Genomic DNA, 26,374 nt, shown 5'->3' with positions numbered 1-26,374 from the left:
GCAGGAGCGTCAGATGCCGTGCTTCTTGAGGATGGCCTCGATGTCTGAGAAGTCGTCGGCGTCGCCGCCGGAGGAGGCCTTCCCCTGCTTGCCGGCGGCCTGTTTTCGCTCCTGTCCGCCCGAGGGTGCCGGTGTGCCGGAGCCGAGGGCGGGGGCGTTCGCCGTGCCGGGGGCGGCAGCGCGGCCGGGGGACGTCGCGGTGGCGCGGGGCGCCTCGCGGGACTTCCGGCGCGAGTGGCGGCTCGCGACGCGGCCGATGACGTACAGCACGAACGCCACGGCCAGAACAGCGAACCCCGCCCAGACGGAGGGCTTGAGCACGAGGTCCGCGGCCCAGGTGCCCACCGCCTTGACGATCTTGCCGCCGAGGCCGATCAGGCCGGACATCGCGAGCCCGACCGGTACGAGCGAGAACGCCGCGATACGGACGGCGGCGGCGAAGCGCCGCCGGAAGGCCGTCAGGAAGGCGACGGCCAGGCCGGCTGCGGAGAGTGCGGCGCACACGGTCGTGGTCAGCATGTGCACCATCTTGCTACGCGCGCACGTCACAGGCCATGCCCGTCCCTCCGATTCAGGGGAGATCTCCGGGTCATCGGCCTTCGGTGCGGCTGAGAGACTGTCGCCATGGACGATGTCTCCTCCCGCCCCGTGCTCGATTACTGGTGCGAGCTTCAATGCCCCGACTGTCACCGCGCTCAGGGGGACCTGGCCGCGCTGCGGGAGCGGTACGGGGAGCGGCTGGAGATCCGGCTGCGGCACTTCCCCCTGGAGAAGCACAAGCACGCTTACGCCGCGGCGCAGGCGGCGGAGGAGGCGTTCGCCCAGGGACAGGGCGATGTCTACGCGGCGGCCGTGCTGGCTCGCAACGCCGAACTCGCGAAGCGTGGCGAGGAGTTGCTGCTGGAGGTGGCGCGCGAGCTCGGGCTGGACGACGGGGAGTTCGAGAGCGCGCTGATCGACGGGCGGCATCTGCTGATCGTCGACGCCGACCAGGCGGAGGGAAAGGCGATCGGGGTCAAGGGCACCCCGACGTATGTCATCGGCGGGCAGCTGCTGGACGGCGGGAAGAGCCAGGAAGGGCTGAGGGCCCGCATCGAGGAGATCGCGGACGGTCTGGTCGGCGGCGCCTGACCCTCTCGGGCCACGGTCCGCACGTCTGGCAGGGAGGATCCTCCCCGGCCGTCAGAGCAGCGGCTTGCGGAAGTGGTGCTCGGCCACCTGGTAGCCCAGTGACGAATACAGGCGTATCGCCGGGGTGTTGGCGGTGAGGACGTGCAGTCCGAGCGTGTGCGCTCCGGCCGCCAGCGCTTCCCGCTCCGCGACGAGCATCAGGGTGCGGCCGTGGCCGTGGCCGCGCAGTTCCTCCTCGACCTCCACCTCGTAGACGTAGGCGTCGCAGTCGGGGCGTGGGCTGCGTTCGAGTTCGACCCAGACCCTGCCGACGTCCGTCCCTTCGTGGACGAGGACGCGCAGCGCCGCACCCGGCGTCGACGCCCCGCGGGGAAGCAGTTGCTCGAACGACGTGGCGGCTCTGCGCCCGGCCTCGTCGGCGGGCATGCCCCGCTCCGTCATCGTCTCCAGCAGCCGGGGCAGTCCGCTCTCGCGCCAGGCGGGGAACTCCGCGTCGGTCATGGGACGAACGGTGCTGCCGCGGGGAAGCGGCGGCTCCTCCCCCAGTTCCTTGAGCATGCTGCGGCTGCGTTCGCCGTAGCCGAGGCCCGCAGCGAGTCCGAGTGCCGCGCCGGCCTTCACCGGGACGCTGATCTCGACCGCCCGGCAGCCCCAGTCGCGCAGCACCTCTTCCGCGGCGAGGGCGGCGACCGCACCGCGCCCGCGCCGCCGTTCACGCTCTTCGACGACGAGCTGCGCCACCCGTCCCGTCACCGGGCCGTGCCTCGGGTCGACGGTCAGCCGGAGGAGGCCCACCGGGCGGCTGTTGACGCAGATGTCGTACGAGCGGGAGCGGATGCCGTCGGCGTCGTACTGGTCGGGGCCGGTCGGGCGCAGGGTCGTCGTCACGCTCGTGTTCTACCCGGCCGGGCGGCTCCCCGTCACGCGCCGTGCGGTCGGCGGCGACCCGCAGGGGTGCTCGTCACGGGTCGATGTCGGCCGCGGAGCGTTCGGCGAAGAGCTTCATCGCCTCGCGGGTGACCGGGCCCGGGGCGCCCGGCAGTTCGCGGCCGTCGACGCGGTTCACGGCCTGGACGTCGCGCAGGGAGGAGGTGAGGAAGACCTCCTCGGCCCGCTCCAGCGCGTCCAGCGGCAGGTCGGTCTCCCGCGCGCCCGACCACTCGGCGACCAGGGCTCGCGTGATCCCCGCGAGACAACCCGACTCCAGTGGCGGCGTGTGCAGTTCGCCGTCGAGGACGACGAAGACGTTCGTGCCGGTGCCCTCGCACAGGCGGCCCTGCGTGTTGGCGAAGAGAGCCTCACCGGCGCCCTGCCGGTGCGCGCGGGCGAGCGCGAGGACGTTCTCGCCGTACGAGGTCGTCTTCAGCCCGGTGAGCGCGCCCCGCTCGTTGCGTGTCCAGGGGACGGTGATCACGGCGGTGCTGTCGGGACGCCGGTGCGATTCGCTCAGGACGACGACGAGGGTCGGCCGGACATCACCACGGTCGGAGCCGAGCGGTGAGGGCCCGCCGGTATAGGTGATGCGGAGCCTGCCGAGCGGGACCACCTCGGCCTGGGTCACGGCGGCGCAGGCGCGACGCACCTCGTCGGGATCGGGTTCCGGCAGGCCCATGCCGCGGGCCGACCTGCCGAGGCGTTCGATGTGCCGCGTGAGGGCGAAGGGCGTGCCGTCGGTCGTCTTGACCGTCTCGAAGACCCCGTCTCCTACGGTCAGTCCGTGGTCCAGAACGGAGACGTGCGCGTCGTCGACGTCCCGGAGTCCGCCGTCGAGCCAGATCCTCACAGGGCTCCCCTTCCGTTCGTCGCCGTGGGGCCGGGCACCTCGTGGTGCCGCATGTCCGACGCTACCTTGAGCAGCCCGGATGCCTTGAGTTCCGTCTCCGCCCACTCCCCTTCCGGGTCGGATCCCCAGGTGATCCCGGCGCCCGTTCCGAAGCGGAGCACGGCGCTGGCGCCGGTCCGGGTTCCCGTGGCGCTTCCGGCGGGAGTGCCGCGTTCCATCCAGAAGGTCCGTATGCCCACCGCGAGCTCGCCCGTGCCGCGGTCGGCTTCGACCCAGCCGATGGCTCCGCAGTACGGGCCGCGCGGCGTGGGTTCGAGCTCGCCGATGATCCGCAGGGCACTGAGCTTCGGGGCGCCGGTGACGGAGCCCGGCGGAAAGGTGTCCCGCAGCAGATCCGGCCATCCCGCCCCGGCCGCCAGTTCGCCGCGCACGGTGGAGACGAGGTGGACGAGCCCGGGGTGCGGCTCGACCTCGCACAGGCCCGGCACGGTGACCGAGCCGGCTGCGCAGACTCGGCCGAGGTCGTTGCGTACGAGGTCGACGATCATCACGTTCTCGGCGTGATCCTTCTCCAGCAGCTCCTCGGCCGTACGGGCCGTGCCCTTGATCGGACCCGAGGTGACGGTGCTGCCCTCGCGGCGCAGATACAGCTCCGGGGAGGCCGTGGCCACCTCCACGCCGTGAGCGGGGAGACGGACGGCGCCGGCGTACGGGGCGGGGTTGCCGCGCGCCAGCAGGGCCGAGAGCCCGGCGAGGTCCGAGGCTTCCGGCGAGGGATCGGGCAGCGGCGCGCTCAGCACGCGGCAGAGGTTCGCCTGGTAGACGTCACCGGCGGCGATGTGCTCGCGTATGCGCCGTACCCCGCTGGTGTAGGCGGTGCGGTCCATGGAGCTGGTCCACGCACCGGGTACCGGGCCGCGCCATCGCGAGGCCGCGGGGGTGTTCGGTGCCCCCGCGTACGCGCCGGGCCTCGGTGTCTCCCGTACGTCGCCGAAGCGCGCGCACAGCACCCGGCCCTCGAAGTCGGCGACGACCGCCCACCACCCGGAGGATTCCAGGGCCGAGGGGTCGCTTGTGACGTCGCGCAGGTCGGTGGCGAGGAGAGAGCCGAAGCGGGCGAAGGGCGACGGAGCGTACACATGACCGAGTCTATGGTGCGGGTGCCGGAGTTCTGCGGGCGTCCCGTACGGGCACCTCTGAGCGGCCCCGGCGAGGCTCGAGGACGGGGTGCGGCGCTGCTCGGCGGAGCCGGCCGGACGGTCACGCAGGGCAAACAGAATTTGAGCTGGCAGGGATATCAGCTAGAGTTCAACCCGTCGCCGGGAACGCGTAAGCCGACCCGGACGGCAACACCTGCGGACGTGGCTCAGTTGGTAGAGCATCACCTTGCCAAGGTGAGGGTCGCGAGTTCGAATCTCGTCGTCCGCTCTGCGTGGGAGTTCGTGCAACTCCCACCTCGGTGGAGTGGCCGAGAGGCGAGGCAACGGCCTGCAAAGCCGTCTACACGGGTTCAAATCCCGTCTCCACCTCCAAGGACGATTAGCTCAGCGGGAGAGCGCTTCCCTGACACGGAAGAGGTCACTGGTTCAATCCCAGTATCGTCCACGCAGATCAGAGGCCGTCCCCCGACGAGGGGACGGCCTCTGGCATTTCGTGAGGATCCCCAACCGCGCGACTGCGGGGTGGACTTGGGGTCCTGGCGAGCGAACTCGGGCCGGAGTGGCCGTACTTCGGGTGCTTCGCGGCGCGATGTGGCCGAGGAACGAGGAGTTCACGTTCCGCTGACACCTGCTCGCGCCCGTAGCGGACCTCGCCCCTGTGGCGCGGTCGCCGAAGGCCCGGATGTTTCGGCCCGGATTCTCAGGAGGCGGCTGCCGGGTGCGGATCGCCGAGGTACGGGAACCGGTCCAGGATGTCGGTGTGCGGGCTCAGGCCGGTGGGAGGGGCCTCGTTCTTGGTGAGGAACGCGACGCGGATGTCGATGACGTCTTCCGTGAACATCCGGCCGTTGGGGTAGACGGCAGGCTTGGCGGGGTCGAAGTGGAGCACGTCCGGCAGGATGCCCTCCTCGTCGAGTGCCCTGATCGACTCCTCACGCGAGTAGTCGCCGGTGTGGCCCAGCAGATGCACGAACTGGTCCGTCCACCTCTCCCGGTCGTTGACCGGCTCGCTGGCGTTGTACTCCTCTTTGGTGTCGTCCGTGTTGAAGAAACTGCTGACCGAGGGGTGCCCTGCCCGGTCCGCATGGATGAGTTCGCCGTCGCGAAGAACGCTGCAGCGACCCCAGATGCGCAGCTCGGGGTCGGGGGCCAGCTCCGAGGTCGGCAGTTCGATGGCCATGGAGAAGACGTTGGCCGTGGTGTTGGAGTCGACGCCGGTCCACGGTGACTTCCCGTCGAGATGGGGTGCCGTGAAATTCCGCTTGCCGCTGGTGTCGAACAGATTCGTGATGCCGTCGAAGTCGAAGAAGAAGGCGTCACTGCGGCTGCCGGCGGCCACCTTGTAGTCGCCGTTGCTGACCACATTGGCATGTGGGCCGAAGGAGACGGCGGACTCCGACACGATCTTGGTTCCCACCGCCTCGGGCCTGCGGGATTCCGTGCCGGTCGCCATGAAGACGCTGTAGGTCTGGGAGCCGTCGGATGCTGCCGGGCTGAAGACCCAGCTGAAGGCGACGTCGGTCAGATAGTCGCCGTCGTTGTCGATGTTCAGCCGGTACACGGCATCGGGGTGAAGAGCATCGGCGTTGGGATTGGCGTTGAGGATGAGAACGGTCCTGCTGGAATCGCCGGGTGCCTGGAAGGCGTACAGGTCGCACAGGTCGAGCCGCTGGTCGCCCAGTGGTGATCCAAGGCTGAGGCCGGTGAAGTGGTTGGACATGTCGGGCCCTTCATCGATTGCTCCATGAACGCCAGAGCGCACGAAACGGCCACTCCGCAATTCACAAAGGCCCCTGCACCCTGGAAATTCAGACGCTAGCCCGCCACACCGGCCCGGCATCGGATAGAAAGGTTGCCGCTTTCAAACAACCCTCGAACAGCTCAGCCGCCCGCATTCCGACGGTCCCGGCCGCTGGTGTCCCGCGGCGCGGCAGGGCGGTCAACCGCGACGAACGGAGAAGTCCCGGACGGGTGGAGACGATGCACGAGGGCGCAAGCCACTGGGGCTCGTGGCGGCGCCGCTGGAGACAGCGGGGCGGGCGCGGGGCCGCGATGCCCGCTCCAGCCTCATGATGCCTTCGCTCATCGAGCAGTCGTAGGCGACGATCACCGGGCTCATCCCCGGCCGTGTCCGCGCGAGTCCCCGGGGTCTCATGCCTCGAACTCGTCGAGGGCCACGTCGAGTTCGCCCTGCATCGGCTCCGGTCCGAGCTCACGGACGCGTTCCGCTCGCAGGCCGTACCTCGCGCCGGGGGACGGAACAGCCCCGGACGCCCACGCACTCCAGCGGATTTGTCTTGCAGGTCAGAGCGTGACAATATCTCTGACGCAACAGCCCGCGCGGTTAGCTCAGCGGGAGAGCGCTTCCCTGACACGGAAGAGGTCACTGGTTCAATCCCAGTACCGCGCACAGTGAGAGTGCCCCGGCCGATGGCGGCCGGGGCATTTCTGTGTCTCACGCGACGGGCCTTGTGCCCGGATCAACCCCACGCCGGGGCTGGGCTCATGACGAGAAGAGCATGTGGCCGAAGCCGCGCTTGTGCCCGTGATGGCCGTGATGCCCGTGGTGCCCGTGGTGCGAGCCGCCCCAGGCGGGCGCGGCGGGGTATGCCTGCGGGGCGTGGCCCTGCTGGCCGTACGGGGCTGCCGGAGGCGGGCCCGAGGGCTGCGACCACTGACCCTCAAGGCGTGTGAGCGCCTCGAGTTCGCCGTAGTCGAGGAAGATTCCCCGGCAGCCGCCGCACTGCTCGATCTGGACTCCGTTGCGATTGAACGTCTGCATCGGCGCACCGCACTTGGGACACTGCATGGTCAACTTCCTCTCCACGTCGGTGTGATCACCGCTCGGCTACTGCGAATCAAGACTAAAGCCCGGGTCGCCGGGTTGTCCGGATGCGGCCGCGGCGATGCGGTCGCAGGCCGCGGCGCACTCCTCCTCGGCCTCGTCCAGTGGGCGCCGGGCAGCATGCGCCTTGGCCACGGCGATCGCGGCCGTCTGAACGGTCAGGGCCCGCGCCGGCGCATCGAGGCGGGGCCAGGGGTCCACCGCTTCCGTGCCGGATTCGGCCTGGTAGGCGTGCAGGAACGTGCTCCAGGACGCCGCGGGCAGCAGCCCCGTGGCGAACCAGGCGGCGGGCCTGGCGAGGTCCCACGCCGGATCGCCGAGGCCCAGATCGTCGACGTCGATGAGCTGCCACGGCCCGCCGCCGGCCGGGTGCCTGATCAACTGACCCAGGTGGAAGTCACCGTGGCAGAGAGTGCCCGCAGTTGACGGCTCCTGCGGCTCCTCGTCCCTGCACCAGGCGGGCAGCGTCGCCCAGGCGGCCTCGGCGGCGACGGCCGCAGCGGTGAGTGCGGGAGCGGCGGTGCCGTCGCCGAGCGCGGTCCGCATCCGCTCGACCGCTCGTGCCGCCTTCGCCGGGCCTCTCATCGCCGGCAGCGGGCCCGGGAGTTGTGCGGCCAGCGCGTCCGCGGGGACGGAGTGCAGGCGGGCGAGGAGCGTGCCCGCCGCCTCCCAGGGGGCGGCGTCGGGTGCATCCGGATCCACGGGCTCGCCGCGGGGCCAGACGGTCACGGGACGCTCCCCGTCCAGGAGCAGCGGACGTGTCTCCGTGGTGGGTTCCGCCGGGCTGCCGCCGGGAGCGAGCGGCGCCAGCATGATGCCCGTGAGGCGGGGGTGCGCGGCGACGCTCAGGCGCACGGTCAGTTCCCGCACGCCGGCTTCCGACGCGGCCGGGTGTGCCTTGGCGACGACGTCGCCCCATCCGACGACCGTGCCGTCCGGACGGTCGGCGAGCAGGGCCGCCGTGGCCTGAGCCGGGACGGCGGACCGGTCGCGCGACGCGGCCGCGTCCCGTGCGAGTTCGCGCAGCCGCTCCGTGAGCGAGAGTGTCGTCGGCACTGTCCCCCCAGCGACGGAAGCGGTTCGGAATCGGGGAACGGGGCCGGGTCCGTCGCTCGTACGGATCGCGGCGGCCACCCTTCGTGGGATCGTACGCGCGGACGCGCCCGCACAAACGTGAGGTCCGGGCAGCTCCCCAGCTGCCCGGACCTCAATGCCGTCCGTCGCACCCCCGTCCCCACGGGGCTGATCGCCGGGTTATCCCCGACTCGGGCCGCTCTCCCGAGCCTGGAGCACGGATCAGTGCCCCAGCATTCCGGCCACGGACGACGCCTGTGTGACCACCGCTTCCACCGCACCGAAGGCGATGGCCAGAACGATGGCCAGGGGCAGGACCATCGCGGCCGCCACCAGCGGGTGGCGCCGGCCGCTCCCACGGGTGCCGATGTCGGCGATGGCCGCCAACCGTCCCCGCGCTCTGCGTGCCGCGCGCTCTGCCGTGTGCGCCATGGTCCGCTCCCGTCTCCTCCTGGGGCGGCGGGCGACTGACCTCGGGGGACGAGTGCTTCGCCCGCCGCTTGCAGAAAGATTAGGCGCGGGGGCACCTGCGAAGCGTCATGCCCGCGTATCGACTGCGGGGCCTCCCCCAGGATGACGGCGGGGCCCGCCGGATACTCCCCAGGGTGGAGGCGGACGCCCCCTGTCCGGGGGTCTTCCCGGAGGGGTACCCGCGCAGCGGCGCAGCAAGGCCGCCGGAGCCGCGCCGGCATGCTCCGCCGCAGGGCACGCGCCGGTGGGAAGGGGTGTGGCACGGCGCTTGCGTCGGCGCGGGAACCCGGTCGTGTGAACAGGTGACATCGCTCACCATCGGTGCACCGGCTGCCGCACCGTCACCTCGTCAAGTCCCGTCTCCGGCCCTCCAGTACACCCGTCCGGGGATGGCACCCGTGACATTCAGACGTCTGCTCGCCAGGTGACTCCCGGGCCGTCAAGTCGCTTGCGAGAAGAGGACGTTGGGCCGTGTCGTGGAGGCTCCGTCCGGACGGTGCACGCCAGTTGAGCCGCTCGGACGGCGGGTTTCCCGCCCGGGCAACAGGTGAAGCGCCGCGTGCGCGGCCTGTCGTCGCCGCGTGGCAGCAGTCCGTAAGCTGTGCCTCGTCAGACGGACGCGCTAGGAAAAGACCAGGGGGTCCACCCGTACCGGTCGGGGTATCCCCGCTGGGGCAGGCAGACCTCACCACCGCAGGCAGGGGAACACATGGCGATGATGCGGCTCCGACGCGAGGATCCGCGAGTCGTCGGCTCGTTCAGGCTTCACAGGCGGCTGGGGGCCGGCGGGATGGGCGTCGTCTACCTCGGCTCCGACCGCCGGGGGCAGCGGGTCGCACTGAAGGTGATCCGTCCGGATCTCGCGGAGGACAAGGAGTTCCGCTCGCGCTTCGCCCGCGAGGTGTCCGCCGCACGGCGGATCCGCGGAGGCTGCACCGCCCGTCTGGTGGCCGCCGACCTGGAGGCGGACAGGCCCTGGTTCGCCACGCAGTACGTGCCGGGTCCGTCGCTGCACGACAAGGTCACCGAGGCCGGTCCCCTTCCCGCGAGCCAAGTCGCCTCCATCGGGGCGTCGTTGGCGGAGGGGCTGGTCGCCGTGCACGAGGCGGGCGTCGTGCACCGTGACCTCAAGCCGTCGAACATCCTGCTCTCCCCCAAGGGCCCCCGCATCATCGACTTCGGCATCGCATGGGCGACGGGTGCGAGCACGCTGACGCATGTGGGCACGGCCGTCGGCTCCCCCGGCTTCCTGGCGCCCGAGCAGGTGCGGGGCGCACTGGTGACCCCCGCGACCGACGTGTTCGCGCTGGGGGCCACGCTGGCGTACGCGGCGACCGCCGACTCCCCCTTCGGGCAGGGCAGTTCCGAGGTGATGCTCTACCGCGTGGTCCACGAGGAGCCGCAGCTGGAGAGTGTCCACGCGGCTCTCGCTCCCCTCATCCACGCCTGTCTGGTGAAGTCGCCGGAGGAGCGCCCCAGTCCCCTTCAGCTCTCCCTCCGGCTCAAGGAGATCGCGGCACGTGAGGCGCGCGGCCTGTCGGAACAGACGGGCGGTGCGGCAGGTACGGGTACGGACACGGCGGGCAGGGGCGGCGCCTCGACCGGCTCCCACGGCTCGTACGGCTCCGACCGGCCGGGCGGCAGGGGCGCCGCCGGCAGCGGGGCGGGCTCCGGCGGCGGGCAGGGCGCCGGCACGCGGCCCCCGGCCGCCAGGGCCACAGGCGTCAACACGAACGCCAACAGGCCGGGCTCGTCAGGCGGTTCGGCCGGGTCCGGCGCCCGGGGCGGAATGGTTCCCCGGTCGAGGCCGCCGGGCGACCGTCCCCGCCTCCGGCGGTCCGAGGAGCGCCGGCGGCAGCGTGCCGACGGCACCCGCAAGGACCGGCACCGCGAGCACCAGCGTGACCACGGCACCTCTGACGGCTCATCGTCCGGTGCCGGGGGCCATGTGGGCTCGCCGCGCGCCTCGACGCCCCGCACCGGCGAGCGTTCCGCGGCGTCCAGGACCGGGAGCCGTCCCTCTTCGCGGACCTCCACGCGTGCGGGCGGCAACTCCGGTGCCGGTCGCACCGGTCAGGCGCGGCGGCCGGGCACGGAAGGCCGCGACCAGGGGCAGGGCCCGGCGCGGCGCGTGGCGGACCGCAGGCTGCTGCGGCAGCGGCTCATCGTGTTCGTGACGGTGACCCTGCTCGTGGCGCTGGGGATCGCTGCGGCGCAGGGCTGCCAGGGGCCGGCGCGCGGCCTCGGCAAACAGCAGGGGACCGAGCGTCCGGCGTCGGTCGCCCCGGCGCACGAGGTTCAGGGCTCGGACGGGGCGCGGGCGGCACGCGAACTGCATTGATCCGGGCGGCAGTCGGGGCCTGCAGCGTCCCCGACGCACTGCTTCCGTTCCGTCAGGACCGGCTGCCCGTCGGGCTCGCCCTCTCCGTCCGGCCGGTTCAGGTCCTCGTCACGGCGTAGAAGGCCACGGCCGCGGCGGCACCGACGTTGAGCGAATCCACACCGTGCGCCATCGGGATGCGGACGCGTTCGTCGGCGACCCGCATCGCGCGCTCGGACAGCCCGTCCCCCTCCGCTCCCAGCAGCAGCGCCACTCGCGGCAGCCGGTGCGCGCCGGCATCGTCGAGCGGCACGGCCCCGGCCTCGGGCGTGAGCGCCAGCAGCCGGAACCCGGCCTCGCGGACGGAGGCGAGGCCGTGCGGCCACGCGGCGAGCCGCGCGTACGGGACGGAGAAGACGGCGCCCATCGACACCTTCACGGAGCGCCGGTAGAGCGGGTCGGCGCAGGACGGTGAGAGCAGCACACCGTCCATGCCGAGCGCCGCGGCGCTGCGGAATATCGCGCCGATGTTGGTGTGGTCGTTGACCGCCTCCATGATCACCACGCGCCGCGCCGACGCCAGCAGCGCCTCGGGCGCGGGCAGCGGCGTGCGTCCCATGGAGGCGAGCGCGCCGCGGTGGACGTGGTATCCGGTGACGCGCTCGGCCAGCTCGGGACTCACGACGTACGCGGGTGCCCGCGCCTGGTCGATGACGTCCCGCATGACGGGGACCCACTTCTCGGAGAGAAGCATCGAGCGCATCGGGTAACCGGCCTCCGCGGCACGGCGGATGACCTTCTCGCCCTCCGCGATGAACAAGCCCTCCGCGGGCTCTCGCCTGCGGCGGAGCTCGACGTCGGTGAGCCCGGTGAAGTCGGTCAGCCTGGGGTCGTCCGGATCGTCGACGGGGATGATTTCAGCCACGGTCGGCCCCGGTTCAGCTTCCGGTCCCTGAGTCCGCGCCGGGTCCGGAGGCCGTTCGGCCGTCGCTGCCGGTGGCGTCGTCGTCCGTTCCTGTGCCCGGTGGGTTCCCGGCCGACGCTGCGCGCGAGACGGCGGCGCCGACGGATACGACGTCCCCGACGACGATGACGGCCGGCGGACGCACCTGCTCCGCGGCGGCGCGCTCGGCGACGGTCGCCAGGGTGGCGTCCACACGGCGTTCGGTCGCGGTCGTCCCCTCCTGGATGACGGCGACGGGCGTGTCAGCGTCCCTGCCGTGCTGCATCAGGGTCTCGGCGATGGCGCCGATCCGCTCCACGGCCATCATCAGCACGAGCGTGCCACGCAGCCTCGCCAGCGCGGGCCAGTCGACGAGCGACCGCGGGTCGTCGGGGGCGACGTGGCCGCTGACCACCGTGAACTCGTGCGCGACGCCGCGGTGCGTGACGGGGATGCCGACGGAGGCGGGGACGCTCACCGCGCTGGTGATTCCGGGCACGACGGTGACGGGGACGCCTGCCTCCGCGAGCTGTTCCGCCTCCTCCATGCCGCGGCCGAAGACGAACGGGTCGCCGCCCTTGAGGCGTACGACGGATCTCCCTGCCTTGGCGTGCTCGATGAGGGCGTCGTTGATGGCCTCCTGCGCCATCGCGCGCCCGTAGGGGATCTTCGCGGCGTCGATCACCTCGACGTGCGGGGGCAGTTCGGCCAGCAGATCGCGTGGCCCGAGCCGGTCGGCGACGACCACGTCGGCCTCCGCGAGCAGCCGGCGGCCGCGCACCGTGATCAGCTCCGGGTCGCCGGGACCGCCGCCGACGAGGGCCACTCCCCCGCTGCGGCCGCGGTGCCGGGGCGCGCCGAGGGTGCCGGTGTGCAGCCCTTCGACGACGGCGTCGCGAACGGCTGCCGAGCGGCGCGGGTCGCGTCCGGTGAGGACGGCGACGGTGACGCCTTCGCTCTGGCCCGTGGCCGGGGTCCACGCGGTCGCTGCCGAGGCGTCGTCACTGCGCACGCACCACACCCGGCGGGACTCCGCTTCGGCGGAGGCGGCCGAGTTGGTCGCCGGGTCGTCGGTGGCGATCAGCACGTACCAGGCACCGTCCAGGTCGCCGTCGGTGTACGAGCGGCGCTGCCAGGTCAGTTCACCCGCGTCGGCCATGGCTTCGACGGACGGGGTCACGGAGGGCGAGATCAGCACCACGTCAGCGCCCGCGGCCAGCAGTGCGGGAAGCCGCCGCTGGGCGACGCTTCCGCCGCCGACGACCACGACCCGGCGCCCTGCGAGGCGGAGACCCACGGGATAGGCGGGGTGGTCGGTCCGGGCATCGGGCTGATGACCGGTCCCGGTGACGGACTCGGACTCGGGCATGCGGGTGCGGCTCCTTGCTTCCGGAACGGGCCGCTACGGCGCTGGAGCGGCAGATGAGGTGCGTGGGGGCGTCCCCGTACGGACTCGCGTACAGCCTATGGCTCGCGGCGTGCGGCCGCTGTTCCGCGGATCACTGCGGGACGATCACCACCGGAGGGCGCGGGCGGTGGGCGGCGGCGTACAGCGGGCCTGTACAGCCGTGCCCGCCCAGCCATGCATGCCCAGCCATGCATGCGCAGCCATGCATGCGCAGGGATGCACGACGCCGCCACGGACATGCGGTTCCGCGTGTGCGTGGCGCCGCGGGCACGGCGCGGTCAGCCCTTCCCGGTCACTCCGGCGGAGTCGAACGTCGCGACCTCGTGCATGGCACGCGCGGCGCTCTGCACCATGGGCAGCGACAGCAGCGCACCTGTGCCCTCACCGAGCCGCAGATCCAGGTCGACCAGCGGGCGCAGCCCGAGCTTGGTGAGCGCCGCGACGTGCCCGGGTTCGGAGCTGCGGTGCCCCGCGATGCACGCGGCCAACGCCTCGGGGGCGACGCAGCGCGCGACGAGGGCGGCGGCACCCGCGCTGACCCCGTCGAGGATCACGGGGGTACGCAGGGAGGCACCGCCGAGGATGAGCCCGACCAGCGCGGCGTGTTCGAGGCCGCCGACGGCGGCCAGCATCCCGAGAGGATCCTCGGGGTCGGGCTGGTGGACCTCGAGTGCGCGGCGTACGACCTCGACCTTGCGGGCGTGCGTCTCGTCGTTGATGCCAGTGCCACGCCCGGTGACCTCGGAGGGGTCGGTGCCGGTGCACGCGGCGATGAGGACGGCGGACGCGGTCGTGTTGGCGATGCCCATCTCGCCTGTGAGCAGCGCCTTGTTGCCGGCGGCGACCAGGTCGCGCGCGGTCTCGATGCCCACCTCGACGGCCCGCAGCGCCTCCTCCCGGGTCATCGCCGGGCCCTGCGTCATGTCGGCCGTGCCGGCACGGACCTTGCGGGGCAACAGCCCTGGCGTGGACGGGAGTTCGCTCGCCACGCCCACGTCGACGACACAGACCTCGGCCCCGACCTGATTGGCGAAGGCGTTGCACACCGCGCCGCCACCAAGGAAGTTGGCGACCATCTGGCCCGTCACCTCCTGCGGCCACGGGGTGACGCCCTGGGCGTGCACACCGTGGTCGCCCGCGAAGATGGCGACGGCGGCCGGCTCCGGCAGCGGTGGAGGGCACTTGCGGGAGAGCCCGCACAGCTGCGCGGAGATGATCTCCAGCATGCCCAGGGCACCGGCCGGCTTCGTCATCCGCTTCTGCCGCTCCCACGCCTCGCCGAGCGCCTTGGCGTCCAGCGGGCGGATGGCGGCGACCGTGTCGGAGAGCAAGTCCTGAGGTTCGGCGCCGGGCAGGACGCGACGCCCGTACGACTCCTCGTGCACCACCCAGGACAGCGGACGGCGCTTGGACCAGCCCGCCTGCGCCAGCTCCGGCTCGGGCGGGAACTCATCGACGTAGCCGACGCACAGGTAGGCCACGACCTCCAGGTGCTCAGGCAGCTCCAGCGCGCGGACCATCTCGCGCTCGTCGAAGAAGCTGACCCAGCCGACACCCAGTCCCTCGGCGCGGGCCGCCAGCCACAGGTTCTCCACGGCGAGCGCAGAGGAGTAGGGCGCCATCTGCGGCTGGGTGTGGCGGCCGAGCGTGTGGCGGCCGCCGCGGGTCGGGTCGGCCGTGACGACGATGTTGACGGGGGTGTCGAGGATCGCCTCGATCTTCAGTTCCTTGAACTGCTTCGCGCGGCCCTTCGGCAGGGACTCGGCGTAGGCATCGCGCTGGCGCTCGGCCAGCTCGTGCATGGCACGCCGGGTCTCCTCGGAGCGGATGACGACGAAGTCCCACGGCTGGGAGTGTCCGACGCTCGGTGCGGTGTGGGCCGCCTCGAGCACACGGAGCAGCACCTCGTGCGGGATGGGGTCGGGGCGGAAGCCGTTGCGGATGTCGCGGCGCTCGCGCATCAGACGGTGTACGGCCTCGCGCTCCTCGTCGGCGTATCCCGGGGCCGGGGAACCGGCCGGTTCGGGAGACTCGGCCGGGGCCTCTGCTTCCTGTGCGGGCTCCGGCTGCGTCCCGGACCCGGCAGCGGCCTCTGTGCCTGCCTCAGCCTCGGCCTGCTCGCCGGTCTTTGCTTCGGCCTCCTGCTCGGACCCGGGGGCGGATGCCTGGACGTCCGCCACAGGGGACGGCTCCGGTGTGTCCACGGCTCCTCCTGGGGTCTCGCCTGCCTCGGGGGCGGCTGCGGCCGCCGGCGGGCCCTCTTCCTTTGCGTCCGCGGCGGGTTGGGGCACTGTAGCGGAGTCCGCGCTCCCGTCCTCCTTCGCCGCCGTGACGGCCTGGGTCGCGGAAGCCGGCTCCGGCTCGGGCTCAGAAGCGGGAACAGGCGTGGCCTGGGCGTCCTGTGCTGCGGCGGGCTGCGGCCCGGCGTCGTGTGCTGCGTCGGACTGCGGACCCGCCTCGGCCTCCGCTTCCGGCTGTCCGCTGTGCTGGCCCTGTCTCGGGACGGTGGCACTGGCCTCCGGCTGCTCCGGCCGCGGACCGGTTGCTGCGCCGCCCTCACCGCTACCGGCGGCCTCCTGGCCCTGCTCTCCCAGGTTGTCCTGCTGGTCCTGCTGGTCCCGTCCCGCCGGGGAGTCCGCGTGCCGGGCCTGCTGCGCGGGGATACCGGGGACCGCGCCCGCCGGCTCGCCGTTGGCGGATCCGTCCTGCACCGCGTCCTGTGCGGGCAGGGTTTCAGCGGTGACGGGCTCCCCCGTGTGCTGGGCGGGGATCTTCGCTCCGTCCGACGAAGGGCCGGCGGCCTGTGTGTCCGACGCACTCTCCGGGGCTGGCGCGACGGCCCCGTCGGTCTCGACAGCCGTGACCGTGCCCTGCTGCAGGGGCTCGATGGCCTCCACGGCCGTCGAACCCGGCGACGAGACCCAGGTGTTGCCGGTGCCCGTGGTCTCGTTGGTGCTCGCACTCTTGGCACGGCGGTGCTTCCGCTTCCGGCCGCCGCCGGGCCGTGGCGCGGGCGTCTGTCCCTCAGGTGCTGCGGCTACCGAGCCCTGATCCGTACCGGGCGCCGGGGAACCCTCCGGCTGCGGTTCGGTGCCCTCGGGAACGACGGCCGGTGCCTCCGGAAGGGCAGTTGGCGCCTCCGGGGCAGGGGCCTGCGCCTCCGGAACGATGGACGGCGCATCCGGGGCAGAGGTCTGCGCCTCCGGAACGGCAGTTGGCGCATCCGGAACAGGGGTCTGCGCATCCGGGGCAGGAGTCTGCGCCTCCGGAACGGCAGTTGGCGCGTCCGGAACAGGGGTCTGCGCCTCGGGGGCAGGAGTCTGCGCCTCCGGAACGATGGACGGCGTCCGGGGGATCGCAGATGTGGTGGACGGAATCGACTCTGCGGGCGGTGCGGCCTGCCCGGGGATGGCGCCCGGCTGGAGGGCCTTCTCCTCGGGGACGGCGGCCGGTTGGTGACCCGCCTGCGCCGCGTCGTCCTGTGCCTGGGCGGGCATCTCCCCGGCACCGGGCTGCTGCTGCCCGGGTGCTACCGCCCACGTCTCGTTCTCCGGCGGGAGCGCCCCGAGTTGGGGACCTGGCAGCGAGTCGGCGTTCGCCTCGGTGAAGTCCAGGTACTCGAGACCGCTGGACGTCGCGCTCGCGTCCTGAGGCGCCACGGTGTCGTACTGAGGCGACGCGGTGTCGTATTGAGGAGCGAACTCGCCCTGTTGCGGGGTGGGTTCGGCCTGAGGCTGAGGCTGGGCCTGCGTCGGCTGCGGTTCCGGCTGGGCCTGCGGTTCCGGCTGTGCCTGCGTCGTGTGCGGTTCCGGCTGCGGCTGGGGTTGCGGTTGCGGCGAGGCCTCCGCGGACGCGCCAGGGCCGGAGGTCCCCTTCTGCGACGCGCCGCCGGCCCGGCTGCCGAGTCCGCGGTCGGAGAGCGGACGTACCGCTCCGGACTGTTCGGGCACGGGCGGGCCGAGGTGGAGCGGCCGGCGGGGAGGAGTCTGGGCGCGCCGGGTGCCCTTGGCGGGGGTCTCCTGGGCTTCGGGGTTCGCGGCACGCACGGCGCCGCAGTCGATGGCGCCGGAGTCACGTCCGTCCGTCTCATGCGGTCCCGGCACGTGGACGGGCTCCTGCGGCGGAGCGAACTGCCCCTGCGGCATGGCCTGTTGCTGCTGCACCTGACCGCCGTACAGGTCCATCTCCGCATAGGCGTTCTGCTGCGCGTACGGATCATGCTGCGTGTACGGATCGTGAGGGGCGTACGGGTCATGCTGGGCGTAAGCGCCCTGTCCCGCGTACACGTCCTGCTGGGCGGCGACCTGCGTATGGGCCTGAGCAGCCGCGGCCGCGTGCGGATCGTTCCACGCACCATGCGATCCCGGCAGGAGCAACTCCGGGTCCATGGAGGCGACTCCGGGAGCATGCGCGTCACCGAGGGCGTCACCATGGGCCGCGTAGGGGTAGCCGTTCACCGCAAACTCCGGCTGCTGGCCGTCCGGTTGCCCGCCTGAATTCTCCGGCTGCCCCTCACCCGGGATCCGGCCGGTGTCAGTCATGCGTACCCCTCGCCCCATCGGTAGTGCTTCTTCCAGCCCTGCGAACAGCCGCGGGGCCCCGCAGATGAAGAACGAGCGTGCACACGGTGCGGCACGTTCTCCAGCCACGCGCCATCCGGACATTGACGGACGAACCGTCAACACCGCATGGCGGCACATCGATCGGTCAGCCTACCCGGGGCGGAGCCGGCCTCCGTCCACGGAGGGGTGAGAAACAGCACTTCGTCGTGCTTCGTCACCCACTGGCCACAGAGATTCAGATCCGGACACCGGAAAGCAGGAAAACGACAGCACGTTCACTTTCCACCCACTGCGCGGTGTCCAGTTCCACGGACTGGAGCAAGGCGCACTCCACGGTGTAACCACCGTCCTTGAGCGCCCTTCCGATCGCCTCCGCCTCGTCCCGCGTCGCGGCGTGGGTGACGATGCGACCCGGCCGTCTGTCGACGACAGCAGTGACGGTGGGGACGCCTCCCCCGCCCACGCGCACCACGTCCGGTTCCGGCAGATCCTCAAGGACTTGCGGTGCCGTGCCGTGCACGGTGTCCACCTGTACGCCGAAACGCCGGGCGGCGGCCGCGACAGCGGCGCAGGCATCCAGATTCCGGTCGACGGCGATGACGGCGGCGCCGAAGCGAGCCGCCTCGATGGCGAGCGCTCCCCTGCCCGTGCCGATGTCCCACACGAGGTCGCCGATGCGGGGGCCGAGGCGGGCGAGCTGCCCGGCGCGCAGCTGCTGCGACTCGCTCGCACGCGCGGGTGCCGCCGGGCCTGCTTCGCCTCCGGCCGCCTCGCCGTCCGCGTAGTGCGACAGCGGGAGTGCCCAGCCGCGCACGGCGGGCGGGTAGTCCGGGCCGTGGGCGGCGAGCCATGCCCCGCCGTGACCGCCTTGTGCGGCTCCGGGGCCCGGGCCCGTACCGGTCGCGGCGCCCGCCGGACCGCGATGCGGTGCCGGACCCGACGAACCGCCCGCCACGATCACGACGTTCGGATCCCGCCAGGAGTGGTCGGCGACCTTGTCGGAGGTGAGGACGGTGACTTCCTCATGCGACGTGCCCAGCGCCTCGCAGATGACGAATGTGCGGTGCACCGGACCGAGCAGCAGCGCCAGTTCGGCCGGACCGGCGCCCGGCGACGTGAGCACGCCGACCTTGGTGTGGGCGCGGCAGACGTTCACCGCGTGGCGCAGCGTGCGGGAGTTGGCGACCACCAACTGCGCGTCGTCCCAGGGCATCCCGGCACGGGCGAAGGCGGCTGCCATCGAGGAGACCGCCGGGACGACCTCGACCTCGAGGCCGTGCTCGGGCGCGCGCAACGTCCGTACGACGCCGAAGAAGCCCGGGTCGCCGTCCGCGAAGACGACTGCGGTGCCGCGGTGGCGGGCGATGCGCTCCGCCGCGAGCGACACGCTGCCGAGCCTGACCTGCTCGGCGCGGGACGGCACTTCGGGCAGTTGCAGATGGTGTGCGGCTCCGGCGACGAGCGTGGCGGCACCGAGGGCTGAGCGGGCGGCGCCTGACAAGGGCGAACCGTCCCACCCGATCACGGTGACGCGGTCGGCCATCGGTCCGTCTCTCCTGGGCTCGTCGCAGGTCGGGGCTCATCGAGCGTACCTCTGCGGCGGCCGGACCCCGATGCCGGGTACCGACGGTTCCGGATATGCAGGTGTACGACGGGATTTGCACCCTGGGAGTGCCGCGCGCCCTGAGCCGGAACCTAGCGCGGCGAGTGCAGCCAGTCCGGGTACGGTGCGTAGCCGCCCGCGTCGGCGAGCTGTTCGGGAAGTCCGTCGAGGTCTTCGGGCAGCAGGCTCCACACGAGCAGATCGGTGCGGATCTCCGCCCAGCCGCCGTCCTCGGTGCGGGTGCGCGCTATCCAGGCGTTGCGCAGCACGCCCTCGCTGATGCAGCCGAGCTTCTGCGCGACCTGCTGCGCCGCGGTGTTGTCCGCAGCCGTGCGCAGCTCCATCCGCTCGAACTTGCGGTCATGGAAGAGCCATTGGGCCAGCGCCATCACCGACTCGGAGGCGTATCCCTCGCCCCGCGCCCAGGGCGCGGTGACGTAGCTGACCTCGGTCGCGAGGATGCGCCAGTCGGTGTGGTCGAGCCGGAGGAGACCGACGAGGCGCTGGGTGAGGAACTCGACGACGGCGAAGACGATGCCGTCACCGTCCATGCGCAGGGCCCGGGCCTGGCGCAGGATGAACTTGCGCGCGTCGGCCTCCCGGTAGGGCACCGGCACGGTCGTCCAGGCGGCAACGAGCTCATCGCGCATCATCTCCGTGAGCGAGTGCACGTCCGCTTCCTCGAACGGGCGCAGCACGAGACGGTCCGTGCTGATCGTGACGTCCGGAAAGATCGAAGTCATGTGCCGCTCCATACGGATCGAGGGGGCTGGGGGCGTCGCTCCCCAGAAGACCACCGCGGGGTCTGCCGGCCGCTCTGAGAGGACCGCCGGCAGGGGGTCCTGGGTGCACCAGACGATTGCCGCAGTGCACAGCATGCAGCATTGGACGGTGTGTGCGCAGTGTCAGAGAGCCCTTCGCAGGCGGGACGCGGCGCCGCATGCCGACTTGTCGATACAGGCACCTCCATCGGCTTCCCCGGACGCTTCGGACGTGGGTGCCCGGCGCCCGCCCGGAGCGCGGGAGGATTGGCCTTGCACTGGTCCTCGACGCGTTGCCTCAGGTGGGGCGAGTTGAGCGGCAATGCGAGTTTCCGCCCGCAGGGGTCGGTCCCGCGTTCTTTGCTTGACGACGACGCACCTCCGGCCCGGAGTCGCTGCCGGTGTGTGGGACGTGCCCGGGCCCCAGGGGGCCGATGAATCCACTCGTCCCAGGGGTGCTGCCGGTTACTCCTCGTGTTCGTGCGCACCCGGGTCGGAGAGGCATTCCGGGGTCCGATCAGCTGGTCCCCGTCCGGGTCCTGGACAGCCACCGGCCGGGGCGGGGCCCGCCGCCCGGCCGTGGGCGCCTGTCCCGGCCCCGGCAGGCAGGCAGGCAGGCAGGCAGGCAGGCAGGCAGGCGGTGCGTACGCCGTCCGGGCCGCCTCCTAGACTTCGCACCGTGTTCACGCCGCTCACCGTCGCCCTCGCCGTGACCGCGCTCGCCCTCGCCGTCTGGTGCGGCTGGGCGGCCTACCGTGACCAGCCAACGAAGGACTGGCACTTCATCGGCATGGCAGTGGTCTCGCTGCTCGCGCTCGTGCAGCTCGTCGTCGGCATCGTGCGGCTCGCGGGCGGAGAGGACGCCGACGAGGGCACGGTCATCTTCGTGTCCTATCTGGTCGCCGTCGCCGCCTGCATCCCGGTTGTGGGCCTCATCTCGCTGACGGAGCGGACCAGGTGGGGTTCGCTCACCGTCGCGGCAGGGGCACTTGTGCTGGCGGTGCTCCAGGCACGGCTGCACGAGATCTGGGGAGGCGGAAATGGCGCCTGACACATCACCACGGGACTCGCGGGAGTCGCCGGAGCCCCGGGAATCGCAGGATCCGGAGGGCCCCGCCGCCCGTTCACCGGAAGGGGCGACACCCGCGGCCCCGGCGCGGCAGGCCCCCATCGGCAAGGGACCCGGCACGCTGCTCGTCACGCTCTACGGCATCTTCACCGTCGGCGCGGCCTCCCGTTCGATCGTCCAGCTGACGACCCGGTTCGACGAGGCGCCGCTGGCCTATCTCCTGTCGGCCGTGGCAGCCCTCGTCTACGCGTTCATCACCTTCTCGCTCGTACGGGGCGGCGAAAGGGCACGTAAGGCGGCGTTCGGCTGCTGCTGCGTCGAGCTGCTGGGCGTACTGGCGGTCGGCACCTGGACGCTCGTGGAGCCGTCCGCCTTCCCCGACGCGACCGTGTGGTCGGACTACGGCATGGGCTATCTGTTCATCCCGGTGATCCTGCCGGTGACGGGCCTGCTGTGGCTGCGCCGTTCCCGCGCCGGCGCGGCCTGAGGCACCGTCAGGCGCTCGCCACGGCTGCCGCGGAGCCGCCCGCAGCGCCTGAGACGTCCTTCGTCATCGACGTCAGCTTCACCTTCCGGTCCCACTCGGGGGTGCCGGACGTGGTGTAACCGGACTTGCGGTACAGCCGCAGATTCCCTTCGCTGCGGTTTCCCGTGACGAGGTGGTAGCGCTTGGCGTCGCGCTCGGCCGCGAGCCGGTCCTCGATGGCGGCGAGGAGCCGGCCGCCGAGACCGTGCCGCTGGAGGCGCGGGTGGACGCAGAGCCGGTCGATGCGCGCGGTGCCGTCGGAGTCGACCGCGCCGCGTACGGAGCCGACCACCTCGTCACCGAGGCGGGCCACCATCATGCAGCCGGCGGCCATTTCGGCGCGCAGCCCGTCCAGGCTCTGGGTGAGGGGAGCGATGGCGTAGTCGCCGTAGGCCTCCGCCTCGCTCTGGAAGCACAGGTACTGGAGCTTGAGGATTTGTTCGGCGTCGCCGTCGGCCGCCGCGGAGATCGTCACGCTCATACCCATGTCCGCCTGCCTCCCCTAGTCATGATGCGTCCCGGGCACGGGCCGGTTCGAGGGTGGGCGTGCCCGGGTTGTCTGCCCTGGTGACGTCGAATTCCCCCCGCAGCATTCCCCCAAGTTCACGTGCCGCAATCCGACGCCGCGAGCATTGTGCGCAGGCAACCCAGACATCGGGAACGAACCGGGCCCAGGCTTCCCTGTGACATTCCCAACTCACCTGCGATTTCGGGGTAGGTGAGGTCCCTGCCGGAGAACAGCGCGCGCATCACTTCCGGGCACGGACCGGGAAGCCGTGCGACCGCCTCGGCGAGCAGATGCCGCTGCTCGGCGGCGAGAACGGTGATGTCCGCTCCAGGCGTGTCCGCCAGGACGCCGTCGGGCAGCGGGATCTCGCGTCTGACGCGGCGGCGGGCCCGCCGTGCCTCGGCACGGACGGCGCCGCGCAGCCATCGCGCCGAGGGCAGTGCATCGGCGTGCCCGCCGACGCCGGCCCGCGTGCCGAGACCTGCTGGTGCGGCCTGTCTGCCGGACTCCAGCCAGCGCAGCCAGACGGCCTGTTGCAGCTCCTCGGGGTCCTCGGCGGCGGCCGGTGCCTCTGCCGCACATTCGGCGGCGACCAGCCGTCGCAGCGCGGCGAACGAGGAGCCCGTCGGCGGTGCTTCCCGGACGGTCCCGCCGGCCCGGGCGCCGGCGGCGGAGCGGTGGTTCATGCAGGCCGGGACGTGCGGGAGACGGCTGCCGGTTGCCGGCCGGCGGCGATGCCACCCCTGCGGGTGACAGCGCCGCCGGCCGGTTGTCCGGACGTCCGGCCCGTCGTTCAGACGGCCGGGCCGATCGGGTCAGCCCGCGCGGAAGTCCGCCGCTGCGAGCAGCGCGGTGTCGGGGTTGTCGGAGAAGATCCCGTCGATGCCCGTGGCGAAGTAGGCGCTGAACGCGCCGAAGGCGTCGCCGTAGGCGTTGGGGTCCGTGCCCCGCCGGAACTCGGTGGGCAGGAAGGTGTTCTCGTTGCGCATCGTGTACGGGTGCAGGACCAGGCCCTGCGCGTGCGCGTCCCGCACGAGGGTCGTCGGCTCACCGAGGCTGCCGTCGGGCTTCTTCGGGATGACGAGGTCGACCACCGGCCCGATGCCGTCGGCGAAGCGCGCCATCCACTTCAGCCCTTCGGGCTTGACGAGATCGGCGACGGTCCTCGGGTCGCCCGCCTCCACGAAGTCCCAGGGCCGCGAGGTGGGCGCGTCCAGCAGGCAGACACCCGGGCAGTCCACGAGCTTCTTCAGCTTCTGGATGCTGCTGGGCTCGAAGGACTGCACGAAGTTCGGCGAATCCGCGCGGTGGCGCCCGTACTCGCGCAGCAGCTTCGCCAGCCGCGGCTCCAGTTCCAGGCCGAGCTTGCGGAAGTAGGTCGGGTGCTTGGTCTCGATGTGCAGCCAAACGGGGCGGCCGCGTCGCTTGCCCTGCTTCTGCGCCCACTTGAGGACGTCCTCGAAGAGGGGCACCTCCCAGCGCCCGTTGTAGAGGGTGTTGCGCTGACGGGTCTGCGGGATGCGCTCCTTGGCGCGCAGCGTGCGCAGTTCGGCGAGCGTGAAGTCCTCCGTGAACCAGCCCGTCAGCGCCTTCCCGTCGACGGTCTTGGTCGTCTTGCGGCCGGCGAACTCGGGGTGGTCCGCGACGTTCGTCGTCGCGGTGATGTCGTTCTCGTGACGGCAGACGAGGTGCCCGTCCTTCGTGGGCACGAGGTCCTGCTCGATCACGTCCGCCCCCATGTCGAAGGCGAGTTGGTAGGAGCCGAAGGTGTGCTCGGGGCGGTAGCCGCTCGCACCGCGGTGAGCGACGACAGCGGGCACAGGCAGCCGAGCGCCGTGCCGGTCCTTCCCGCGTCCCCCGTCCTTGTCCTCCGCGAGTGCGCTCCCGCCCGTGCCGACCGTGGCGGCGCCGGCGGCGCCCAGCACGGCTGCTCCGAGCACGAGTCTCCGACCCGGCTGCTGCTCCTGTCCCATGAACTCTCCTCAGCTCGTGTCCATCGGTTCCGTCTGCCTGAACGCGGCGGTCCTGGCGGACGACTGGCCGATCGTAGGTCGGCCGCCGGTACGGGAGGGAGGCTTAGGGCCGAACATGCGGGAAACACGGCCAACATGACACTCTGACGCACTCCGGCATGATGTACGAGAGACGGTGAAGAGACGGTATTCCGTGTCAACTCCGTGTATCGGTCTCATGACCCCGGTGTGCGGGCCGCTTCGAGCGGCAAGTATCGTCCTCACCTGCGCGGGTTCGCGCACAACCGTCACCGACCGGAGGAACCGTTGTCCCGTTTCCGTCTGATAAAGGCACTGCTCGGCCCGCTGCTGCGGGTGCTGTTGCGCCCGCAGGTGGAAGGGGCGGAGCGAATTCCCGGCTCCGGTCCGGTGATTCTCGCCGGCAACCATCTCACCTTCATCGATTCGATGGTGCTGCCGCTGGTCACCGACCGGCAGGTCTTCTTCATCGGCAAGGACGAGTACGTGAAGGGGCGCAGCCTCAAGGGCCGCTTCATGGCGTGGTTCTTCACCGGCGTCGGCATGATCCCCGTCGACCGCGACGGCGGACGCGGAGGAGTCGCGGCACTCATGACGGGCCGCCGGATCCTGGAGGAGGGACGGATCTTCGGCATCTACCCGGAGGGCACCCGCTCCCCCGACGGCCGCCTCTACCGCGGCCGCACGGGTATCGCCCGTCTCGCGCTGATGACCGGCGCACCCGTCGTGCCGTTCGCGATGATCGGGACCGACGCGTTCCAGCCCGGCGGCAAGGGCCTGCCACGTCCCGCTCCCGGCCGGCGCATCGCCGTGCGCTTCGGTGAGCCGCTCGACTTCACCCGCTACGAGGGCATGGACCGCGACCGCTACGTGCTGCGTGCCGTGACGGACGAGGTGATGAGCGAGGTCATGCGTCTCTCCGGCCAGGAGTACGTCGACGTCTACGCCACGAAGGCGAAGGCGGCCTGACGCCACGTCGGACGAACGGACTCCCCGGTCTCACCCGGGAGTCCGGACCGGGATACGCACGACGAGTGACCGGCGATCGGCAGAACGGCGAAGGACGAGAAGGGGGCGCCTCGGGCCCGCGGCCCGAAGCGCCCCTCCCCTCCGTCCGATGACATCCGAGCGGGGAAGCCCGGCCGGTCAGGCCGGCCAGGTCCCCGTCAGGCCGCGCACCCCGCTCGCGCCGCCCCGGTGGAGCACCGCCTTGACCACACCCGCGATGGCGCCCTTGAGCGCCGCGGCGGACAGGATCTCCTTCAGGCCGCGCTCCTCGTCGGAGGCGTCCGGGGTGTCGTCCTCGTGCGTGGCGGCCTTCCACACCTTGCTGAAGACCGCACTGGCGATCACTCCGCCGAGGATTCCGGAGAGGATCGCGAAGGGCTTGAAGAGGAGCTTGGCCACTCCCGTCACCCCTTCCAGTGCTTGAGGCACATCCAGTGATGCTCCTGCTTGGCGCGCTGCCGGTGCAGGATCATGTACACGGTCAGGGCGGCGGCGCCGAGGGCGCCCACGGCTGCGATGGCAGCACCGGGCTTGGTGAAGCCGCTGTTCGCGGCCTCCTCCGCCGTGTGCTGCATCCTGACCTTGGCCTCGTTCACCTCGAACAGGGCCTTGGACCTGGCGTGCGACGCCATCTCCCGCGCATGGGCCTTGACGTCCGCCTTGCCCGCCAGCTCGGCGACCGTACCGGCCAGCTGCTCACGGGCCTCTTCGACCTCCGCGCGCAGCTGCCGGCTGTCACCGGCGGTGCCGGACTTGCGCGTCATCGGTGGGCTCCTTCCCTGATCGCATCGACATCGGCCTTGACACTGTCGATGGTCTTCTCGGGTTTCGGTGGTCCGGCGGAGCCGAGCTCATGCTTCCCCGCCAGTGCCAGCCCACCGGCCACCAGCAGCAGCCCGCCGGCGACGATCAAGGCCGAGGCCCATACGGGCAGCGCCACGGCTATGCCCGCGATCGCCGCGAAGACCATCGCCCACAGGGCCAGCAGGCCCATGATCGCGGCTCCGCCGAACATGCCGCCGCCGAAGCCGGCGCGCTTGCCCTTCTCCTTCATCTCGGCCTGCGCAAGACGCATCTCGCTGCGCACGACGTCGCTGAGCTGCTCGGATGCACGCTTGGTCAGCTCGGCGACGGTCTTGTGGTTCGTCTCGTCGGGCCGGTGACGCACAGATCCGATCATCGCTTCGCCTCGCTTCGTTATCGGGAGGCCA

General features: G+C 71.8%; 24 protein-coding genes and 4 tRNA genes. 9 read left to right on the top strand and 19 right to left on the bottom strand.

Annotation, left to right across the window (positions count from 1 at the left end; translation table 11 throughout):
* Nucleotides 1-9: 9 nt before the first annotated feature.
* Nucleotides 10-519, bottom strand: coding sequence for a hypothetical protein (locus G4Z16_RS29230; RefSeq protein ID WP_197353578.1), 510 nt, complete (start codon nt 517-519; stop codon nt 10-12).
* A 105-nt stretch (nt 520-624) separates the two neighbouring features.
* On the opposite strand from G4Z16_RS29230, the gene G4Z16_RS29225 reads away from it, so the two are divergent.
* On the top strand, nt 625-1,131 hold the full coding sequence (locus tag G4Z16_RS29225; RefSeq protein WP_197353577.1) for a DsbA family protein: 507 nt from the start codon (nt 625-627) through the stop codon (nt 1,129-1,131).
* 51 nt (nt 1,132-1,182) lie between these two features.
* On the opposite strand, the gene G4Z16_RS29220 is transcribed toward G4Z16_RS29225, so the two are convergent.
* The 3 genes from G4Z16_RS29220 to G4Z16_RS29210 form a co-directional block, all read right to left on the bottom strand.
* Nucleotides 1,183-2,019, bottom strand: coding sequence for a GNAT family N-acetyltransferase (locus tag G4Z16_RS29220; RefSeq protein ID WP_197353576.1), 837 nt, complete (start codon nt 2,017-2,019; stop codon nt 1,183-1,185).
* A 73-nt stretch (nt 2,020-2,092) separates the two neighbouring features.
* Nucleotides 2,093-2,914 (bottom strand): aminotransferase class IV, encoded by an 822-nt coding sequence (locus G4Z16_RS29215; protein WP_197353575.1) that lies wholly within the window; start codon nt 2,912-2,914, stop codon nt 2,093-2,095.
* A complete protein-coding gene (locus tag G4Z16_RS29210) occupies nt 2,911-4,053 on the bottom strand; it encodes a chorismate-binding protein (protein ID WP_197353574.1) in 1,143 nt (380 codons plus the stop codon). Before G4Z16_RS29210 ends, G4Z16_RS29215 begins: the two co-directional genes overlap by 4 nt.
* A 216-nt stretch (nt 4,054-4,269) precedes the next feature.
* Between G4Z16_RS29210 and G4Z16_RS29205 the strand changes: the two genes are divergently transcribed.
* The 3 genes from G4Z16_RS29205 (at nt 4,270) to G4Z16_RS29195 (ending at nt 4,519) form a co-directional block, all read left to right on the top strand.
* Nucleotides 4,270-4,342, top strand: a tRNA-Gly gene (locus G4Z16_RS29205).
* Nucleotides 4,343-4,372: 30 nt separating this feature from the next.
* Nucleotides 4,373-4,446 (top strand) — tRNA-Cys (locus tag G4Z16_RS29200).
* Between the two features lies 1 nt (nt 4,447).
* Nucleotides 4,448-4,519 (top strand) — tRNA-Val (locus G4Z16_RS29195).
* Nucleotides 4,520-4,774: 255 nt separating this feature from the next.
* Here G4Z16_RS29195 and G4Z16_RS29190 read toward each other — a convergent pair.
* Complete coding sequence (locus tag G4Z16_RS29190; protein WP_197353573.1) at nt 4,775-5,794, bottom strand: DUF4331 family protein; 1,020 nt, start codon at nt 5,792-5,794, stop codon at nt 4,775-4,777.
* Nucleotides 5,795-6,412: 618 nt separating this feature from the next.
* Between G4Z16_RS29190 and G4Z16_RS29185 the strand changes: the two genes are divergently transcribed.
* Nucleotides 6,413-6,484 (top strand) — tRNA-Val (locus tag G4Z16_RS29185).
* Between the two features lie 93 nt (nt 6,485-6,577).
* Here G4Z16_RS29185 and G4Z16_RS29180 read toward each other — a convergent pair.
* The 3 genes from G4Z16_RS29180 to G4Z16_RS29170 form a co-directional block, all read right to left on the bottom strand.
* The gene (locus G4Z16_RS29180; RefSeq protein WP_197353572.1) at nt 6,578-6,883 is read right to left on the bottom strand and encodes a TFIIB-type zinc ribbon-containing protein; all 306 of its coding nucleotides are present in this window, start codon (nt 6,881-6,883) and stop codon (nt 6,578-6,580) included.
* A gap of 39 nt (nt 6,884-6,922) precedes the next feature.
* On the bottom strand, nt 6,923-7,975 hold the full coding sequence (locus G4Z16_RS29175; RefSeq protein ID WP_246531129.1) for a phosphotransferase family protein: 1,053 nt from the start codon (nt 7,973-7,975) through the stop codon (nt 6,923-6,925).
* 240 nt (nt 7,976-8,215) lie between these two features.
* Complete coding sequence (locus G4Z16_RS29170) at nt 8,216-8,425, bottom strand: hypothetical protein (protein ID WP_028435861.1); 210 nt, start codon at nt 8,423-8,425, stop codon at nt 8,216-8,218.
* A 748-nt stretch (nt 8,426-9,173) separates the two neighbouring features.
* On the opposite strand from G4Z16_RS29170, the gene G4Z16_RS32815 reads away from it, so the two are divergent.
* Nucleotides 9,174-10,805, top strand: a complete 1,632-nt coding sequence (locus G4Z16_RS32815; RefSeq protein ID WP_246531128.1) for a serine/threonine-protein kinase — start codon at nt 9,174-9,176, stop codon at nt 10,803-10,805.
* Nucleotides 10,806-10,902: 97 nt separating this feature from the next.
* On the opposite strand, the gene G4Z16_RS29160 is transcribed toward G4Z16_RS32815, so the two are convergent.
* The 5 genes from G4Z16_RS29160 to G4Z16_RS29140 form a co-directional block, all read right to left on the bottom strand.
* Nucleotides 10,903-11,709, bottom strand: coding sequence for a TrmH family RNA methyltransferase (locus G4Z16_RS29160; protein WP_197353571.1), 807 nt, complete (start codon nt 11,707-11,709; stop codon nt 10,903-10,905).
* Between the two features lie 13 nt (nt 11,710-11,722).
* The gene (cobA, locus tag G4Z16_RS29155; RefSeq protein ID WP_197353570.1) at nt 11,723-13,096 is read right to left on the bottom strand and encodes a uroporphyrinogen-III C-methyltransferase; all 1,374 of its coding nucleotides are present in this window, start codon (nt 13,094-13,096) and stop codon (nt 11,723-11,725) included.
* Nucleotides 13,097-13,413: 317 nt separating this feature from the next.
* Nucleotides 13,414-17,676, bottom strand: coding sequence for a nicotinate-nucleotide--dimethylbenzimidazole phosphoribosyltransferase (gene cobT / locus G4Z16_RS29150; protein ID WP_197353569.1), 4,263 nt, complete (start codon nt 17,674-17,676; stop codon nt 13,414-13,416).
* A gap of 256 nt (nt 17,677-17,932) precedes the next feature.
* A complete protein-coding gene (cbiE, locus tag G4Z16_RS29145) occupies nt 17,933-19,240 on the bottom strand; it encodes a precorrin-6y C5,15-methyltransferase (decarboxylating) subunit CbiE (protein WP_197353568.1) in 1,308 nt (435 codons plus the stop codon).
* A gap of 152 nt (nt 19,241-19,392) precedes the next feature.
* Entirely contained in the window at nt 19,393-20,043 is a 651-nt protein-coding gene (locus tag G4Z16_RS29140) for a GNAT family N-acetyltransferase (protein ID WP_197353567.1), read from the bottom strand.
* A 697-nt stretch (nt 20,044-20,740) separates the two neighbouring features.
* On the opposite strand from G4Z16_RS29140, the gene G4Z16_RS29135 reads away from it, so the two are divergent.
* Together G4Z16_RS29135 and G4Z16_RS29130 are read left to right on the top strand one after the other, a co-directional pair.
* On the top strand, nt 20,741-21,112 hold the full coding sequence (locus G4Z16_RS29135; protein WP_197353566.1) for a hypothetical protein: 372 nt from the start codon (nt 20,741-20,743) through the stop codon (nt 21,110-21,112).
* Entirely contained in the window at nt 21,102-21,617 is a 516-nt protein-coding gene (locus G4Z16_RS29130) for a hypothetical protein (protein ID WP_246531127.1), read from the top strand. Before G4Z16_RS29135 ends, G4Z16_RS29130 begins: the two co-directional genes overlap by 11 nt.
* 7 nt (nt 21,618-21,624) lie before the next feature.
* Here the strand turns inward: G4Z16_RS29130 and G4Z16_RS29125 are convergent, their stop codons facing one another.
* The 3 genes from G4Z16_RS29125 to G4Z16_RS29115 form a co-directional block, all read right to left on the bottom strand.
* Nucleotides 21,625-22,143 carry a GNAT family N-acetyltransferase gene (locus G4Z16_RS29125; RefSeq protein WP_197353565.1) on the bottom strand — a complete coding sequence of 173 codons (519 nt, stop codon included), beginning with the start codon at nt 22,141-22,143 and terminating at the stop codon, nt 21,625-21,627.
* 116 nt (nt 22,144-22,259) lie between these two features.
* A complete protein-coding gene (locus tag G4Z16_RS29120; protein WP_246531126.1) occupies nt 22,260-22,850 on the bottom strand; it encodes a sigma-70 family RNA polymerase sigma factor in 591 nt (196 codons plus the stop codon).
* A gap of 129 nt (nt 22,851-22,979) precedes the next feature.
* The gene (locus tag G4Z16_RS29115) at nt 22,980-24,137 is read right to left on the bottom strand and encodes a glycerophosphodiester phosphodiesterase (RefSeq protein ID WP_197353564.1); all 1,158 of its coding nucleotides are present in this window, start codon (nt 24,135-24,137) and stop codon (nt 22,980-22,982) included.
* A gap of 306 nt (nt 24,138-24,443) precedes the next feature.
* Between G4Z16_RS29115 and G4Z16_RS29110 the strand changes: the two genes are divergently transcribed.
* Nucleotides 24,444-25,124 carry a lysophospholipid acyltransferase family protein gene (locus tag G4Z16_RS29110; RefSeq protein ID WP_197353563.1) on the top strand — a complete coding sequence of 227 codons (681 nt, stop codon included), beginning with the start codon at nt 24,444-24,446 and terminating at the stop codon, nt 25,122-25,124.
* Nucleotides 25,125-25,301: 177 nt separating this feature from the next.
* Here the strand turns inward: G4Z16_RS29110 and G4Z16_RS29105 are convergent, their stop codons facing one another.
* From G4Z16_RS29105 to G4Z16_RS29095, 3 genes are read right to left on the bottom strand one after another with little or no spacing between them, the layout of a single operon-like run.
* On the bottom strand, nt 25,302-25,592 hold the full coding sequence (locus G4Z16_RS29105) for a DUF4235 domain-containing protein (protein ID WP_246531125.1): 291 nt from the start codon (nt 25,590-25,592) through the stop codon (nt 25,302-25,304).
* Entirely contained in the window at nt 25,568-25,927 is a 360-nt protein-coding gene (locus G4Z16_RS29100) for a DUF3618 domain-containing protein (protein ID WP_197353562.1), read from the bottom strand. Before G4Z16_RS29100 ends, G4Z16_RS29105 begins: the two co-directional genes overlap by 25 nt.
* Nucleotides 25,924-26,343: a phage holin family protein gene (locus G4Z16_RS29095; RefSeq protein ID WP_197353561.1), complete on the bottom strand. Its 420-nt coding sequence runs from the start codon at nt 26,341-26,343 to the stop codon at nt 25,924-25,926. Before G4Z16_RS29095 ends, G4Z16_RS29100 begins: the two co-directional genes overlap by 4 nt.
* Between the last annotated feature and the right edge of the window lie 31 nt (nt 26,344-26,374).

It is taken from the genome of Streptomyces bathyalis, assembly GCF_015910445.1.
GTDB lineage: Bacteria > Actinomycetota > Actinomycetes > Streptomycetales > Streptomycetaceae > Streptomyces > Streptomyces bathyalis.
The sequence above is the reverse complement of the archived record's forward strand: the minus strand, read 5'-3'. Positions and strand labels throughout refer to the sequence as shown.

Bases quoted from the DNA above. Each gene is read 5' to 3' on its own strand.
- G4Z16_RS32815 (WP_246531128.1), top strand. From the start codon at position 9,174: ATGGCGATGATGCGGCTCCGACGCGAGGATCCGCGAGTCGTCGGCTCG.
- G4Z16_RS29130 (WP_246531127.1), top strand. From the start codon at position 21,102: ATGGCGCCTGACACATCACCACGGGACTCGCGGGAGTCGCCGGAGCCC.
- G4Z16_RS29230 (WP_197353578.1), bottom strand. From the start codon at position 519: ATGCTGACCACGACCGTGTGCGCCGCACTCTCCGCAGCCGGCCTGGCC.
- G4Z16_RS29100 (WP_197353562.1), bottom strand. From the start codon at position 25,927: ATGACGCGCAAGTCCGGCACCGCCGGTGACAGCCGGCAGCTGCGCGCG.
- cobA (WP_197353570.1), bottom strand. From the start codon at position 13,096: ATGCCCGAGTCCGAGTCCGTCACCGGGACCGGTCATCAGCCCGATGCC.
- G4Z16_RS29120 (WP_246531126.1), bottom strand. From the start codon at position 22,850: ATGAACCACCGCTCCGCCGCCGGCGCCCGGGCCGGCGGGACCGTCCGG.
- cobT (WP_197353569.1), bottom strand. From the start codon at position 17,676: ATGACTGACACCGGCCGGATCCCGGGTGAGGGGCAGCCGGAGAATTCA.
- G4Z16_RS29180 (WP_197353572.1), bottom strand. From the start codon at position 6,883: ATGCAGTGTCCCAAGTGCGGTGCGCCGATGCAGACGTTCAATCGCAAC.
- cbiE (WP_197353568.1), bottom strand. From the start codon at position 19,240: ATGGCCGACCGCGTCACCGTGATCGGGTGGGACGGTTCGCCCTTGTCA.
- G4Z16_RS29225 (WP_197353577.1), top strand. From the start codon at position 625: ATGGACGATGTCTCCTCCCGCCCCGTGCTCGATTACTGGTGCGAGCTT.
- G4Z16_RS29170 (WP_028435861.1), bottom strand. From the start codon at position 8,425: ATGGCGCACACGGCAGAGCGCGCGGCACGCAGAGCGCGGGGACGGTTG.
- G4Z16_RS29125 (WP_197353565.1), bottom strand. From the start codon at position 22,143: ATGGGTATGAGCGTGACGATCTCCGCGGCGGCCGACGGCGACGCCGAA.
- G4Z16_RS29095 (WP_197353561.1), bottom strand. From the start codon at position 26,343: ATGATCGGATCTGTGCGTCACCGGCCCGACGAGACGAACCACAAGACC.
- G4Z16_RS29115 (WP_197353564.1), bottom strand. From the start codon at position 24,137: ATGGGACAGGAGCAGCAGCCGGGTCGGAGACTCGTGCTCGGAGCAGCC.
- G4Z16_RS29190 (WP_197353573.1), bottom strand. From the start codon at position 5,794: ATGTCCAACCACTTCACCGGCCTCAGCCTTGGATCACCACTGGGCGAC.
- G4Z16_RS29140 (WP_197353567.1), bottom strand. From the start codon at position 20,043: ATGACTTCGATCTTTCCGGACGTCACGATCAGCACGGACCGTCTCGTG.